General features: G+C 61.7%; 13 protein-coding genes. 11 read left to right on the forward strand and 2 right to left on the reverse strand.

Going from position 1 to position 14,001, the window contains the following annotated elements; translation table 11 throughout:
* Nucleotides 1-51: 51 nt before the first annotated feature.
* The 9 genes from CHN51_RS05455 (at nucleotide 52) to CHN51_RS05495 (ending at nucleotide 10,243) form a co-directional block, all read left to right on the forward strand.
* On the forward strand, nucleotides 52-765 hold the full coding sequence (locus CHN51_RS05455) for a hypothetical protein (protein ID WP_123906247.1): 714 nt from the start codon (nucleotides 52-54) through the stop codon (nucleotides 763-765).
* Entirely contained in the window at nucleotides 762-2,042 is a 1,281-nt protein-coding gene (locus CHN51_RS05460) for a DUF4350 domain-containing protein (protein ID WP_100093119.1), read from the forward strand. The genes CHN51_RS05455 and CHN51_RS05460 overlap by 4 nt, the downstream gene beginning before the upstream one ends.
* A complete protein-coding gene (locus tag CHN51_RS05465; RefSeq protein WP_100093120.1) occupies nucleotides 2,039-2,995 on the forward strand; it encodes a MoxR family ATPase in 957 nt (318 codons plus the stop codon). Before CHN51_RS05460 ends, CHN51_RS05465 begins: the two co-directional genes overlap by 4 nt.
* Nucleotides 2,992-4,314 (forward strand): DUF58 domain-containing protein, encoded by a 1,323-nt coding sequence (locus tag CHN51_RS05470; RefSeq protein ID WP_100093121.1) that lies wholly within the window; start codon nucleotides 2,992-2,994, stop codon nucleotides 4,312-4,314. Before CHN51_RS05465 ends, CHN51_RS05470 begins: the two co-directional genes overlap by 4 nt.
* Nucleotides 4,311-5,333 (forward strand): stage II sporulation protein M, encoded by a 1,023-nt coding sequence (locus tag CHN51_RS05475; protein WP_240616869.1) that lies wholly within the window; start codon nucleotides 4,311-4,313, stop codon nucleotides 5,331-5,333. The genes CHN51_RS05470 and CHN51_RS05475 overlap by 4 nt, the downstream gene beginning before the upstream one ends.
* Nucleotides 5,330-6,280, forward strand: a complete 951-nt coding sequence (locus CHN51_RS05480; RefSeq protein WP_240616870.1) for an RDD family protein — start codon at nucleotides 5,330-5,332, stop codon at nucleotides 6,278-6,280. Before CHN51_RS05475 ends, CHN51_RS05480 begins: the two co-directional genes overlap by 4 nt.
* A 107-nt stretch (nucleotides 6,281-6,387) precedes the next feature.
* Nucleotides 6,388-7,584, forward strand: coding sequence for an acyl-CoA dehydrogenase family protein (locus CHN51_RS05485; RefSeq protein ID WP_100093123.1), 1,197 nt, complete (start codon nucleotides 6,388-6,390; stop codon nucleotides 7,582-7,584).
* A gap of 24 nt (nucleotides 7,585-7,608) precedes the next feature.
* The gene (locus tag CHN51_RS05490; RefSeq protein WP_100093124.1) at nucleotides 7,609-8,742 is read left to right on the forward strand and encodes an acyl-CoA dehydrogenase; all 1,134 of its coding nucleotides are present in this window, start codon (nucleotides 7,609-7,611) and stop codon (nucleotides 8,740-8,742) included.
* A gap of 199 nt (nucleotides 8,743-8,941) precedes the next feature.
* The gene (locus tag CHN51_RS05495; RefSeq protein WP_164088990.1) at nucleotides 8,942-10,243 is read left to right on the forward strand and encodes an MFS transporter; all 1,302 of its coding nucleotides are present in this window, start codon (nucleotides 8,942-8,944) and stop codon (nucleotides 10,241-10,243) included.
* Here the strand turns inward: CHN51_RS05495 and CHN51_RS05500 are convergent.
* The gene (locus tag CHN51_RS05500; RefSeq protein WP_164089282.1) at nucleotides 10,232-10,969 is read right to left on the reverse strand and encodes an SDR family oxidoreductase; all 738 of its coding nucleotides are present in this window, start codon (nucleotides 10,967-10,969) and stop codon (nucleotides 10,232-10,234) included. The two genes, CHN51_RS05495 and CHN51_RS05500, sit on opposite strands and share 12 nt — an antisense overlap.
* Before the next feature lie 90 nt (nucleotides 10,970-11,059).
* Here CHN51_RS05500 and CHN51_RS05505 point away from each other — a divergent pair, with 90 nt between their 5' ends.
* Both CHN51_RS05505 and CHN51_RS05510 read left to right on the forward strand, forming a co-directional pair.
* On the forward strand, nucleotides 11,060-11,830 hold the full coding sequence (locus CHN51_RS05505; protein ID WP_100093127.1) for an SDR family NAD(P)-dependent oxidoreductase: 771 nt from the start codon (nucleotides 11,060-11,062) through the stop codon (nucleotides 11,828-11,830).
* A gap of 69 nt (nucleotides 11,831-11,899) precedes the next feature.
* Nucleotides 11,900-13,216 (forward strand): MFS transporter, encoded by a 1,317-nt coding sequence (locus CHN51_RS05510; protein WP_100093128.1) that lies wholly within the window; start codon nucleotides 11,900-11,902, stop codon nucleotides 13,214-13,216.
* A 4-nt stretch (nucleotides 13,217-13,220) separates the two neighbouring features.
* Here CHN51_RS05510 and CHN51_RS05515 read toward each other — a convergent pair whose 3' ends face one another.
* Entirely contained in the window at nucleotides 13,221-13,997 is a 777-nt protein-coding gene (locus CHN51_RS05515) for an SDR family oxidoreductase (protein WP_206169986.1), read from the reverse strand.
* Nucleotides 13,998-14,001 lie beyond the last annotated feature (4 nt).

The raw sequence follows: 14,001 nt of genomic DNA on the forward strand, positions 1-14,001 counted from the left end.
GTCAAGTTGTCATAAATTGCGGCGGAGGTAAAGCGCAACAAAACAGCGATCTTGCCACTTGCCCGATCCGTCGGTTTCTGCGACATCTTCATTGTGGCAAGGGACGTACAAGTAAAGGGTGACAGTAACACCGCGTCGTTCGACCTCGCCTGGAAGGACGTGCGCGCGGATGCGAATGTCCAGTTCACACCGGCCGCTGCACCCGAGCCTCCGGTCATGCCGCAATGGTGGACGGATTTTCTCGACCGGCTGGGCGAAGCGCTCAGGCCCGTTGCAGATGGGTTGGTCGCGGGGTGGCCGGTCATCCGGATATTGCTGCTGCTGCTGCTGGCCGCGGGCGTTCTGACGCTGATCTGGGTCATATTGGCGCCCTATGTCGAGCAATGGAGCAGAGGAAAGCCTGCAGCAGCGGATGAAATCTGGCAGCCCGCCGAAGAGGAAGCCCGCGAATTGCTGGCTGAAGCCGAGGCGTTGGCTGAGATCGGGCAATTTGACCAGGCCGTTCGCCTGTTGCTCCACCGCAGCATCGCCGATATCAAAAAACACCGCCCGGACCTGCTCAGACCATCCAGCACGTCGCGCGAGATCGGGCGTTTTGACAGCCTGCCGGATGCGTCGCGCGCGATGTTCGCGGTGATCGCCGGCCAGGTCGAGCGCGGCCTTTTTGCCGCCCTGCCGATCGACGAGAAGGGCTGGCGGGAATCGCGCGATGCCTATGCCGGTTTTGCGCTCAGGGATAGCTGGCAGGCGGCGCCGAGCGGATGAGCGGTCAGGCCAATCCTTTTCAGCGCACGACGATCATGGTCATGTTCGCGGTCAGCTTCGCGGCATTCATTGCCCTGCTCTACGGGCTGGGTCTGGGCGACCCGCTGGCGTCGGGCAAGAATGGCGATGCGCACGGCGCGTCCAACAGCGTCGTCGGGTACCGGGCGCTGGCCAATCTGCTCGAAAAGACGGGCGTGCCGGTGCAATATTCGCGTTCCCCGTCGGGCATGGACGATGAGGGGCTGCTGATCCTGACGCCCGGACCGTTTACACCCGCAGAAGAAATTGACGCAGTGATCCAGCAGCGGGCCTATGTCGGTCCGACGATGATCATTCTGCCGAAATGGCAGGTCGCGCGAAGCGACAAGCTGAAAAAGGGATGGGTGCTGCGCGGCGATAGGTGGGGCGCGGATACGGGCGAAGAATTGCTGAAGGATCTGACCGAGGTCAGTCTCGGCGTCGATGAAAAGGCCAGCCCCGGCAAGCCTCTGGCTTCGGCGGTTGGCGCGCGCGTCGCGACGCCGGAGCAGGCGGTCAGCATGAAGGGCGAATTTATCCGCACGATCGTCCGCGGACCGTCGCCCGGGAGCGCGCTGGTTGCCTATCTGGACGATGGCGGTGTCTATGCGCAGCTCGACCGGCTCGATGAATCGCATTTCACCGATGAAGACGAAATAGATGCATCCCTCTATCCGGTGGTGATCGTCGCCGATGCCGACTTGCTCAACAATGGCGGAATGGCCGACAAGGCGACCGCGCGCCACGCGCTTGCGCTGGTCAAGGCGGCTTCGACGGCCGCCGACAGCGGCGTCATCTTTGACCTGACCTTCAATGGTCTGGGGAGCGCGGAAAATCTGCTCACCCTGGCTTTCACTCCCCCCTTCCTGTCGGCCACCATCTGCCTGATCACCGCAGCTCTGGCCGCCGCCTGGATGGCCTTCAACCGCTTTGGCCCGCCGATTCGCGAGCGGCGAGGGCTCGACTTCGGCAAGACCGCGCTGGTCAGCAACAGCGCGGCTTTCATCAGCCGGATGGAGCGCGAATATCTGGTCACCGACCCATATGCCGAGATGATCCGCGCGCAGTCGGCCGAGGCGGTCGGGATCAGCCCGCAGGCCGATGAGCAGGAGATCCATCATACACTGGATGAACTGGGGGAGAGCGACGGGAACCGGTTCTCGGCCCTCTACCACCAGCTCGTGCGCGCCCGCCATCCACAAGACATTGCCGACGGGGCCGCGGCCCTCCACGCCTGGAAAAAGGAATTTATCGGATGAATATCGACGAACTGAAGACGCTGGCGGACAATATCCGCGGACAGGTGGCCAAGGCGATTATCGGACAGGAAGAGATTGTCGACCATCTGCTGATCGCGCTCTTCTCGTCCGGCCATGTGCTGCTCGAAGGGCCGCCGGGCACGGCCAAGACCTTTCTGGCACAATGTTTCGCGGCCACGTTGGGTCTCGATTTCGGTCGCATCCAGTTCACCCCCGATCTGATGCCCGGTGACATTATCGGCTCCAACCTGTTCAATTTCCAGACCAGCAGCTTCACCCTGACCCGCGGCCCGATCTTCTGTGACCTGCTGCTCGCCGACGAAATCAACCGGACCCCGCCGAAGACCCAGGCGGCGATGCTCGAAGCGATGCAGGAACGTTCCGTCACCATCGATGGCGAGACCCATGCGCTGGGTTCGCGTTTCATGGTCGTTGCCACCCAGAATCCGATCGAACAGCAAGGTGTCTATCCGCTGCCCGAGGCGCAGCTCGACCGGTTCCTGTTCAAGCTGCTGATCGAATATCCCGATGCAGAGGAAGAAAAAAGAATCGTCGGCCAATATGGCGAGCGGATCGGTGCGCCGGTGGCGAAAGATTTCGGCATCGAGCAACAGGTCGACAGTGCGACTCTCGCCGCGGCGAATGAAGCCGTACAGTCAGTGAAGCTGGTCGAGGATGTCGTCGACTATGTCGTGCGGCTGATCCGGGCGACGCGCGAAACCGCCGATCTGGAAAATGGCGCCAGCCCCCGGGCCGCGATCATGCTCGCTCATGCTGCCCGCGCCCGCGCGGCGATCCAGGGCCGGGACTATGTCATTCCCGATGATGTGAAGGCGCTCGCGCCATCCGTGCTGCGCCACCGGACGATCTTGTCGCCCGCTGCCGAAATCGAAGGCCGGCGGGTCGACGCCATTATCAACGGGCTGGTCGAACGGACGGAAGCGCCGCGTTGAATTTCTATCCGACCCGGCGGGCCGTGTGGCTCATTGCGCTGGGCGCGCCGGTCGCCGCGATTCTGGCGGCGATCGTTCCCGCCCTGTGGGCAATCGGTGCTGCCTGGGCGCTGATGCTGTTGCTGCTTCTCCTGCTCGACGGGCTGGTTGCTGCCAGAGCCCGTGATATACGGCTGGCGGTGCCCAACAGCGCAGAGATCGGCGCCCCGCTGCAACTGGTGCTGGCGGCTGAATTCGCCGGTGGCATCGCCCCGCGCAGCCTGTCGGGAAATCTCGGGCTGGACGGGCGGCTGGCGGACGCGGGCGCAGTCACCGTTGCAATGGAACCCGATCCGGCGGCTGATGGTGTTTTTTCCGGCAAGACTACGATCATTCCCGTCTGTCGCGGCACCGGGAACATTGGCAGGCTCTGGCTGAGATGGACCGGACCGCTGGGTCTCGCCTGGCGGCAGATCCAGAAGCAAAGCACGCAAAGCGTGGCCGTGGTGCCGAATATCGCGGCGATCCGCAGCCCAACCATCCAGATGTTTCTGCGCGATGCCGTTTTCGGTCTGCTGGCCCGCAAGATCAGGGGCGAAGGCAGCGAATTTGAAGCGCTGTCCGAATATCAGCCGGGCATGGACCGGCGCAGCATCGACTGGAAAGGATCGGCGCGGCACAGCAAATTGCTGGCCAAGGAATATGATACCGAGCGCAACAACCAGATCGTCTTTGCGCTGGATTGCGGTTCGGCGATGTGCGAGCCGATAGACGGCCTGCCGCGGATCGACCGGGCCGTGTCGGCGGCGCTGCTGACCGCCTATATCACGCTGAAGGCAGGCGATCGGACCAGCCTGTTCAGCTTTGCCGCGAGACCCGAATTGTCGACGCCTTTCCTCTCGGGCAGCCGCAATTTCTTCCGGCTGCAGCAGGAAGCCGCGCGCATCGATTACCGGCATCAGGAGAGCAATTATACATTGGCGCTGTCGACTCTGCAGAGCCAGCTCCAGCGGCGCTCGCTGATCGTCATCTTTACCGATTTCACTGATCCCACTGCGGCTGATCTGATGCTCGAGGGAGCGGCGCGGCTGATCGACAAGCATCTGGTGCTGTTCGTGATATTGCAGGATCGGGAACTGACCGGGATTATCGACAAGGCGCCGGAAAGCGCGGAGGATGTCGCGCGCGCCGTGACCGCGCGAAATCTGCTCGCACAGAAGAATCTGGTGCTGACCAAGCTGCGCCATATGGGCATCGACGTGATCGAGGGGGCGCATCAGGATATCGGAACCCGGCTGATCAACAGCTATCTCAATATCAAGAGGCGGGGCAGCCTGTGAGCAACGAACAGGCCCTGAACGCAGCGGTGCTGCGCAGTGATCGCTTCCGGCTGGAACGGGAAGCGGACTGGATCCGGCTGGAAGCGATCGTCACCAGGATGGAAAAGGGCCAGGCCCGCCTCCTGTCCGACGAGGATGTGCTGGCACTGCCGACGCTCTACCGGACGCTGCTGTCCAGCCTGTCGATCGCCCGCGAAAACTCGCTCGATGCCGGCCTGATCGACTATCTCGAGGGACTGGCGCTGCGTTCCTATTTCATGGTCTACGGCACGCAGAGCAGCTTCAGGCGCTGGCTGGGCAGCTTTTTCGGCGGCGGCTGGAGCCGTGCGGTCCGGGCGATACAATTTGATATCTGGGTGGCCCTGCTGGTGATGATCGCGGGTGCGGTGATTGGCTATATATTGGTCGCCGGCGACAGTGACTGGTTCTACGCACTGGTCCCGGCCGATTTCATGGACGTCCGGGTGCCGGGTGCGAGCGAAGAAGCGCTGCGCGGGACGCTTTTCGGCGCGCAGGAGGAGGGCGGCCTCGCCGTATTCGCGGCCTTTCTGTTCAGCAACAATGCGCAGGTCGCGCTGCTTGCCTTTGCGCTCGGTTTTGCCTTTGCCATCCCCAGCATATTGTTGCTGATTCACAATATGGCATTGCTTGGCGCGATGCTCTGGGTCTTTGCCCAGCGCGGGCTGACGGTTGATTTTGTCGGCTGGCTATCGATTCATGGAACGACGGAGCTATTTGCCATCCTGCTGGCGGGGGCTGCCGGAATCCATGTCGGCCGGTCGATCGCCTTTCCGGGCGCCCAATCGCATCTCAAGGCGGCCAGCGATGCGGGCAAACGCGCTGCACTGGTCATGGCCGGGGTCATCTTCATGCTGATCTGCGCGGGTCTGCTCGAAGGCTTCGCCCGGCAGATGATCGACAATACCATCGCCCGATTCGGCGTTGGCGGCGGCATGCTGTTGCTGTGGCTGATTTATTTCTTCGGCTTTGGCCGGGAAGGGCGGAGGCCAGACGCATGAGTGGTAGCCAAGCAGCCACCCCGTGGATGAAGCGATCCGCCAATCCGAAACTTGACCGGGTGATGGTCACGCCGGAAGGCGTGCCGTTGAATGTCACCATCGCTCCCGCCGGTGCGCGTGTCGGTGCGCTGCTGCTGGATCTGGTGATGATACAGCTCATCTCGATGTTTATCGCTCTGCTGTGTATCGTTCTGGCGATTCCCTTTCTGGATGGCGAAACCGACTTCCAAAATCTGGACGGGCCGCTCGGACTGATCGCAGTTTTCTATTTGATAGCCAGTTTCCTGCTGCTGAACGGCTATTTCATCTTTTTCGAGCTCGGCTACAAGTCCGCCACCTGGGGGAAGCGGGCCGTTGGCATCCGCGTGGCTAGCCGGGACGGCAGCCGCCTGACCGCGGAAGCGGTAATCGCACGCAATATCGTGCGCTCCGTCGAACTGTTTCTGCCGCTGACGTTTCTGGATTCGGTCGAAGCCGGCGGGTCGCTGGTTGATCTGACCGCCTGGGCCGGGCTTCTCTGGCTGTTGATGTTCATGCTTTTTCCGCTGTTCAACAAGGACCGGCTGCGCGGCGGCGACGTGATCGCCGGAACCTGGGTGATCCAGGATGTGAAAAAGAATCTCGGGGATATCGTCGCCCCTTCGGCGCTCGCGCCCGAGGGGGCCGCGCCCGCCGCAAGCTATCAATTTTCCGATGAAGATCTGTCGGTTTACGGCGAATATGAATTGCAGACGCTGGAAAATGTCCTGCGCGGCGACCAGGAAGAGGCGCTGGAAAAAGTGGCCGCCGCTATCTGCCAGAAAATCGGCTGGGAACCGGGCAGTGGCGACGAACGTATCTTCCTCGAGGCTTATTATACCGCGCTGCGCGCCCGGCTGGAACGCAGCATGAGATTTGGGCGGCGCCGCAAGGACAAGTTTTCTGCCGAGGAACAGGCGGGCGGATAGCGCCGATCCCTGCGTGCCGTAGCGTCAGCTTAATTGCTCGGTTAATTGCTTGTTTTGCGCGGTTTTCAGCCTATAGTCCGGCCAAATTCTTACCAAGGAGCGCTCCCATGAATCTTGAATTCAGCGAAGAAGAAAAGGCCTTTCGCGCCGAAGTGCGTGAATTTATTGAAAATAATTATCCGCAAGATATCGGGACTCGCGGTGTGCAGGACGAAATGAGCCGCGAGGATCTGCTCGCCTGGCACAAGATCCTCGGCAAGAAGGGCTGGTCCACGCCGGCCTGGCCCAAGGAATATGGCGGCACCGACTGGACCCCGACCCAGCGTTATATCTGGGGCGAGGAAAATGCACGGATGAACACCGTGATGCCTCTTCCTTTCGGCGTCGCGATGGTCGCACCGGTAATCTATACCTTCGGCAATGAAGAGCAGAAGGCCCAGCATCTGCCAGGTATCCGTTCGGGTGACGTATGGTGGTGCCAGGGCTATTCGGAACCCGGTGCCGGTTCCGATCTGGCCTCGCTGAAAACCACCGCGGTTCGCGACGGCGACGATTATATCATCAATGGCCAGAAAACCTGGACGACGCTGGCGCAGCATGCCGACTGGGGCTTCTTCCTGTGCCGGACCGATCCGGATGCGCCGAAGCCGCAAATGGGCATCAGCTTCATTCTCGTCGACATGAAAACACCCGGCATCGAAGTGCGCCCGATCAAGCTGATCGACGGTGGCCATGAAGTCAATGAAGTGTGGTTGACCGATGTCCGCGTACCGGCGACCAATCTGATTGGCGAAGAGAATAAGGGCTGGACCTATGCCAAGTTCCTGCTCGCCCACGAACGTTCGGGCATTGCCGGCGTGGCGCGGTCGAAGCGCGGCGTCGAACAGCTCAAGGAAATTGCCGCTGCCGAAATGCTCGATGGCAAGCCGCTGATCGAGGACATGGGCTTTGCCCAGAAGATCAGCCAGCTGGAGATTGATCTCTCGGCGCTGGAAATCACCGAGCTGCGGACGCTGGCCGGCGAACAGGCGGGCAAGGGGCCGGGGCCGGAAAGCTCTTTGCTCAAGGTCAAGGGTACGGAAATCCAGCAGCGGCTGACCGAGCTGACGCTGGAAGCGGTCGGCCATTATGGCGCGCCCGATTTCCGCAGCTTCCCGGATGACGGGTCGAACGACTTCCCGATTGGTCCGGACTATGCCCATCACGCGGCGCCGACCTATTTCAACATGCGCAAGACGTCGATCTATGGCGGGTCCAACGAGATCCAGCGCAACATCATCACCAAAATGATCCTCGGCCTTTAACCGGACCGACAGAGGGGAACCAAAATGGATTTCGATTTTACCGACGAACAGAATATGGTGCGTGACGGCATTTCGCGCCTGATCCGTGAAGAATATGACTTTGATACGCGCCGCAAGGTGATTGCCAGCGAATCCGGCTGGCGGCCCGAGCTCTGGGCGCAGCTCGCGGAACTCGGCATGCTGGCCGCTCCTTTTTCGGAAGAAGATGGCGGTTTCGGCGGCGCCACCGAAGCGATGATCATCATGGAAGAATTCGGCAAGGGTCTTGCGGTCGAGCCGTTCATTCCATCCGTGGTCTGCGCCGGCGGTGCCCTGAAACATGGCGGCAGCGCTGCGCAGCGCGAAGAATATATCGGCGGAATCATTTCCGGCGAGATGATCTTTGCTTTTGCCTATGCCGAACCACGCGGTCGCTACGATCTGGCCAATCTGGAAACCACGGCCAAGGCCGACGGCGGCGATTATGTCATCAACGGCCACAAGGCTGTTGTTATCGGCGCGCCCTGGGCGACCCATCTGGTCGTCACCGCGCGCACTTCGGGTGGCCAGACCGACAAGGACGGTGTCTCGGTATTCGTTGTCGACAAGGCAGCGCAAGGCGTCAGCACCCGCGACTATGCGACGGTCGACGGTCGCCGCGCTTCGGAAGTCTATTTCGAGAATGTCAAAGTCTCCGGCGATGCCCTGATCGGCGAGGCGGACAATGGCCTGCCGTTGATCGAGAAGGTCGTCGACGAAGCGACCGCAGCGGTCTGCGCCGAAGCGGTGGGCGCGATGAAGGTGACCAACGAAACCACGGTCGACTATTCGCGCCAGCGCAAGCAGTTCGGCACGCCGATCGGTTCCTTCCAGGTCTTGCAGCACAGCATGGCCGACATGCTGATGGAATATGAGCAGTCGGTTTCGATGTGCTATCTGGCAACGATCAAGCTCGACGAGGACGACGCGACACGCAAGAAGAATGTGTCTGCGGCCAAGGTCCGTATCGGCCAGGCCGCGCGCTTCATTGGCCAGTCGGCGATCCAGACCCATGGCGGCATGGGCATGACCGACGAACTCGCGGTGGGCAGCTATTTCAAGCGCCTGTCGATCATCGAGAGCGAGTTCGGCAGCGTCGACCATCATATGCGGCGGCATATTGCGCTGACCGCGGGTTAGGCGGACAAACCCGTTCGTCCTGAGCCTGTCGAAGGATGAACGCGGCACCGAGCGGCCTCCTATGTGCTTCGACAAGTTCAGCACGAACGGCATCGCGGGTCGATATGATTTTTGACCCTATCATTTAAGGGGATAGAGCCATGCTGGTTCTGTCCCCTTTTTCACGCTAGATCATTGCCATCCGTTGGAGAGGATGTTGATGAGCAAGTTACCCGAGCAGACTTCCGGCGGCGTCTATCGATATTATGTGCTGATCATGCTGATGCTGACCTTCATGTTCAACATCACCGACCGGCTGGTGATGTCGATCCTGATCGAGGACATCAAGGCCGAGTTCCTGCTGAGCGACACGCAGATCGGGCTGCTCGCCGGGACCGCTTTCACGATATTCTATCTGTTGCTCGGCATTCCGGCCGGCCGGCTGGCGGATCGTACCAACCGCAGGACGATGGTCGCGATGGCGGTCTCCCTGTGGAGCATCATGGCGGCCCTGTGCGGCGCGGCGACCGGTTTCTGGACCTTGTTTCTCGCGCGTCTCGGTGTCGGCGTTGGCGAGGCCGGGGGCGCGCCGCCGTCGGTGTCGATCATCACCGATTATTTCGCGCCGCACGAACTATCGCGTGCCATGGGTATCTTTACCGCCGGTGCTGTGCTGGGGCCGGTTCTCGGCTATTCGGCGGGCGGCTATCTGGCGTCCGAATATGGCTGGCGCTGGGCCTTCATCCTGCTCGGCCTGCCCGGCGTATTGCTTGGTATCATACTCTATCTGACCGTCAAGGAACCGGTGCGCGGCCGCTATTTTCAAGCCGATGCGAACGCGGCGGGTGTGGCGAAGCAGGAGCCGTTCAGGACCGCGATGCTCTCGCTCTGGCGCAATTCGATTCTCGCCCGGGTGATCACGGCCAATGCCTTCGCCAATGTCCCGGCCTTCGCCTTTGCCATCTGGCTGGCGCCGATCCTGATGCGCAAATTCGAGATCACCCAGGGAGAAGCCGGTCTCTATCTCGGAGCGGTGCTGTTCATCGGCGGCGTCCCCGGCATGATATTTGGCGGATTTCTGGCCGACCATCTGGCCAAGAGAACCCCGAAATGGCGTCCGTGGTATTGCGCGCTGGCGCTGGGACTGACTCTGCCCTTCTGGGCCTCCTGCCTGCTCGCCGACAGCCTGCAATGGACGCTGGGGCTGTATATCGTCGGTTATATCCTGCTCGTGTCCACCCAGGGGGCGGCCTATTCGATGATGCAGGCGGCGGTGAAGCCGACCGAGCGGGGCACGGCCTCGGCCTTCGGCAGCCTGCTGGCCAATCTGCTGGGCTATGCGATCGGACCGGCCCTGATCGGCGTGATGAGTGACGGCTGGGCCAGTCAATATGGCGCGATGTCGCTGAGCTACGCCGTCATGGTCACCGCAGTGGTCAGCCTGACGGTCTCGGTCGGCCTGTTCTGGTGGACCAGCAAGGCGATGAGCGACACGCCCTCGGGCCTGGCGTTACAGCAATAGCCCCCCGTCCGCGATGATCGTCTGGCCGACGATATAACCGGCGAGCGGCGAGGCGAGGAACAGCACCAGACCCGCCATATCGTCCGTATCACCGATGCGGCCCAGCGGGATGGACCGGATGGTGGCGTCCCGCCGCTTGGGATTGTCGGTGGTGACCTTGGTCATCTTTGTGGCGATCAGGCCCGGCGCGACACCGTTGACGCGGATGCCGTCCGGCGCCCAGGCCTTGCCCAGGGTGCGGGTCAGTCCGGCGGCACCAGCCTTGGACGCGTTGTAACCGGGATTGCCAACGGTAGCGTGGAAAGCGGCGGTCGAACTGATGATGATCAGCGAGCCTTTTGTTTCTTTCAGCAAATCATAAAATTGCCCGGCGCAGGTCATCAGGCTGTTGAGATTGACCTGCACGACCTTGGCGAAATTTTCCGGTTCAAATTCGGCGCGCTTGTACATCACCATGCCCTGCGAGCAGACCAATATGTCGAGCCTGGTGAATTTCTGGCGCAGGGCGATGATCGCGGCATCGTCACCGGCATCGAGCTGGTGATAGGTCAGGCCGGACAGATCGGATCCCTCGTCGGCATCATAGTCGGCTTCGCTGCTCCGCGTGCCGGTGACATGGACTTCGGCCCCCTGGGCGCGAAAGGCCTGTGCGCTGGCATTGCCGATGCCGCTCGAGCCGCCAATTACGCAAACGGTCTGCCCGGTAAAATCGATGGACGTGTCTATCATTATCTTCTCCTATGCAATTGACTATTGGCCGACCATTTCGGGATCGTCTAGGGCTTGTTGAACAATCTATCCCGGAGCAGAGACATTATGGATATCCCCTTTTCGCTGGAAGGCCGCACCGCTCTGATCGCTGGTGCCTCATCGGGTTTCGGTGCGCGTTTCGCCAAGCTGTTTGCTGCGGCGGGCGCGAATGTGGTGCTGGGTGCCCGGCGGACCGACCGGACCGACGCGCTGGCGAAGGAAATTATTGATGCAGGCGGTCAGGCGCTGGCTGTTCCGCTCGATGTCACCGACGAGGCCTCGATCATCGCTGCCTATGATGCGGCGGAAGCGCAATTCGGCACGGTCGATTCGATTGTCGCCAATGCCGGTGTTGCCGCGACGGGGCGATCAACCGAAGTACCGGCGGACCGGCTGCAGATGCTGCTCGATACCAATTTCAAGGGCGTCTATCTGGTGGCGCGCGAAGGGGCCAAAAGGCTGATCGCCAGCGGCAGCCGGGAAAAGGAAAACGGCCGGATCGTGATCATCGGTTCGATCACCTCGCGGCTGACCGGCGAAGGCGACAGCGCCTATGCCGCCAGCAAGGCGGGCGTGACCCATCTCGGCCGCAATCTGGCGCGCGAATGGGTGCGGATGGGGGTGAATGTGAACACGATCCATCCCGGCTATATCCCGACGGAGATCCAGGGCGACTGGTATCAGACCGCCGGGGGCGAAGCGCAAATCGCCGGTTTCCATCGCCGCCGCCTGCAGGATATCGAATCGCTCGACCCGATGATGCTCTATTTCTCCTCCGACGCTTCGCGGATGATTACGGGTTCGGATATCATCATCGATGACGGTCAGTCGCTCTGACAAGAAGCATGACCGGCCCTAGCTAAACAAAGGGTGCCGGGCGCAAAATAATCCTGTCATAGCTGTCGGATGGCAGAGGACATTCGCCCCAACGAGGGCATCGAGATTATGGCAGACAATGCGTCTGCCTCGCGCCGGCGCGCCAATTACGCGCTCGCGATCCTGTTCATCGTGACGATGCTCAACTTTCTCGACCGTCAGGTCATCTCGATCGTGGCCGAGCCGATCAAGCGTGATCTCGGATTGTCCGATACCCAGCTTGGCCTGATGACCGGCCTGTCCTTCGCGATTTTCTATACGACGCTGGCGATTCCGCTGGCCGCGCTTGCGGATCGCTGGAACCGCAGCCGAATCATCGCCATTGCCATTGCCATATGGTCTTTGATGACGGTGCTTTGCGGACTGGCGGGAAGTTTTGTGCAGTTGTTCCTGGCGCGTGTCGGCGTCGGCATCGGCGAAGCGGGATCGGCGCCGGCTTCGCACAGCCTGATCGCCGATCTGTTCCCGCCGGAACGCCGTGCCGGCGCGCTCGGCATCATGGGGGCAGCAGTCCCCGTCGGCGCGTTCATTGCCTATGCCGGTGGCGGTTATATCACCGAAATGTTCAGCTGGCGCGCCGCGTTCCTGCTGGCCGGCCTGCCGGGGATAATCATCGCGCTGGTGATCTGGTTCACCGTCCCTGATCCGCGCGGCAAGGTCAGCCTGGCCAAAGCCTTTCAGCCCGCGGCGGGCGAAATGACCTTGCGCGCCGCCTTGCTCGAACTGTCACGCAAACCGGCTTACTGGCATCTGGTCGCCGCTGGCGTGCTGGTTCAGTTCATTTCCTATGGCCTCGCCAGTTTCTACGGCGGTCTCTTTGTCCGGGTGCATGGCATGAACTATGGCGAGCTTGGCTGGAAACTGGGCGTGATGGTCGGGATAACCGGCGGTTTCGGCGCCTGGTTCGGCGGCAAGACTGGTGATCTGATCGGCAAGCGCGATCCGGCGCTGCCCTTGCTGGCGAGCGGGCTGGTGCTGGCGCTCGCCGCGCCCGGCATGATTGCCGCCATCTATGCAGAAAACGCCAATGTCGCGATCGCCCTGCTCGGCATTCCGACCTTTGCCGCGACCTTCTATTTCGGCCCCAGCTTCGCCGCCGTCCAGACTCTGGCCAGCGACCGGACGCGGGCGATGGCAGTGGCCATCTATCTGATGATCGCGGGTTTGATAGGCCTCGGCATCGGCCCCGTTTTCGTCGGCGGCCTGTCCGACTATTTCGCCGGCGGCAACCGCGCTCTGGAGGCGAGCGCCCTGCAGCAGGCGCTGATGGTGCTGGCCCTGTTCAACCTCTGGGCGGGTTTCCACTATTGGCGCGTCTGGGTGTGGATGAAGCGTCAGCGCGCCTGAAGCGTCACTTGCCGCCCGTCACATAGAGACACTGGCCGGTTACCCAGCTGGATGCGGGCGAGGCCATATAGACCACGGCAGCGGCGATATCCTCTTCCCGGCCGAAACGGGCCAGCGGAATCTGGAACTGCTTGAGCAGAGCCGCGCGTTTCTCTTCCGAATCGATACCCATCGACTCATCGAAATTTTCGGTCGGGATCGGTCCGGGCGCCACTGCGTTGACGCGAATTTTCGGTGCGAGTTCAAGCGACAGGCTGGCGGTCAGGCTGTTCACCGCCGCCTTGGAAGCGCCATAAGGGGCGTTCTTGACCTGCCCGCCGATTGCGGCGCGCGAGGAAATATTGATAATCGCACCGCCATTATCGCTCATATGGCTGGCGGCAGCGACGGCGCCCATCCAGACGCTTTTCAGATTGAGCTCAATCTGCGCGTCCCAGCTCTCTTCCGGGGTGCGGGTCAGATAGCGGGGCGTGCCATCGGGCAGTCCGCCGGCATTGCTGACCCAGATGGTCAGCCGGCCCAGTTCCTCGACCGCGCGGTTGGCGAGATTTTCGAGAGCGGCGCGGCTGGTCACGTCGGTGGGGACCGCAATTGCGTGGCGACCCATGGCGCGTATCTCTCCGGCGACCTTCTCCAGATCATCGGCAGAGCGCGCGGCGACCGCCACGTCGGCACCCGCTTCCGCCAGCCCGAGCGCAATCGCCCGTCCGATCCCCTTGCCGGCGCCGGTGACGACAGCGACTTCGCCGTCCAGTCTGAATTGGTCCAATATAGCCATCATATGA

The sequence above is a fragment of the Sphingorhabdus sp. YGSMI21 genome (assembly GCF_002776575.1).
Taxonomy (GTDB): Bacteria; Pseudomonadota; Alphaproteobacteria; order Sphingomonadales; family Sphingomonadaceae; genus Parasphingorhabdus.

Excerpts from the sequence above, each read along its gene's own strand:
- CHN51_RS05490 (WP_100093124.1), top strand. The coding sequence starts at position 7,609 with ATGGATTTCGATTTTACCGACGAACAGAATATGGTGCGTGACGGCATT.
- CHN51_RS05465 (WP_100093120.1), top strand. The coding sequence starts at position 2,039 with ATGAATATCGACGAACTGAAGACGCTGGCGGACAATATCCGCGGACAG.
- CHN51_RS05460 (WP_100093119.1), top strand. The coding sequence starts at position 762 with ATGAGCGGTCAGGCCAATCCTTTTCAGCGCACGACGATCATGGTCATG.
- CHN51_RS05505 (WP_100093127.1), top strand. The coding sequence starts at position 11,060 with ATGGATATCCCCTTTTCGCTGGAAGGCCGCACCGCTCTGATCGCTGGT.
- CHN51_RS05510 (WP_100093128.1), top strand. The coding sequence starts at position 11,900 with ATGGCAGAGGACATTCGCCCCAACGAGGGCATCGAGATTATGGCAGAC.
- CHN51_RS05485 (WP_100093123.1), top strand. The coding sequence starts at position 6,388 with ATGAATCTTGAATTCAGCGAAGAAGAAAAGGCCTTTCGCGCCGAAGTG.
- CHN51_RS05480 (WP_240616870.1), top strand. The coding sequence starts at position 5,330 with ATGAGTGGTAGCCAAGCAGCCACCCCGTGGATGAAGCGATCCGCCAAT.
- CHN51_RS05495 (WP_164088990.1), top strand. The coding sequence starts at position 8,942 with ATGAGCAAGTTACCCGAGCAGACTTCCGGCGGCGTCTATCGATATTAT.
- CHN51_RS05515 (WP_206169986.1), bottom strand. The coding sequence starts at position 13,997 with ATGATGGCTATATTGGACCAATTCAGACTGGACGGCGAAGTCGCTGTC.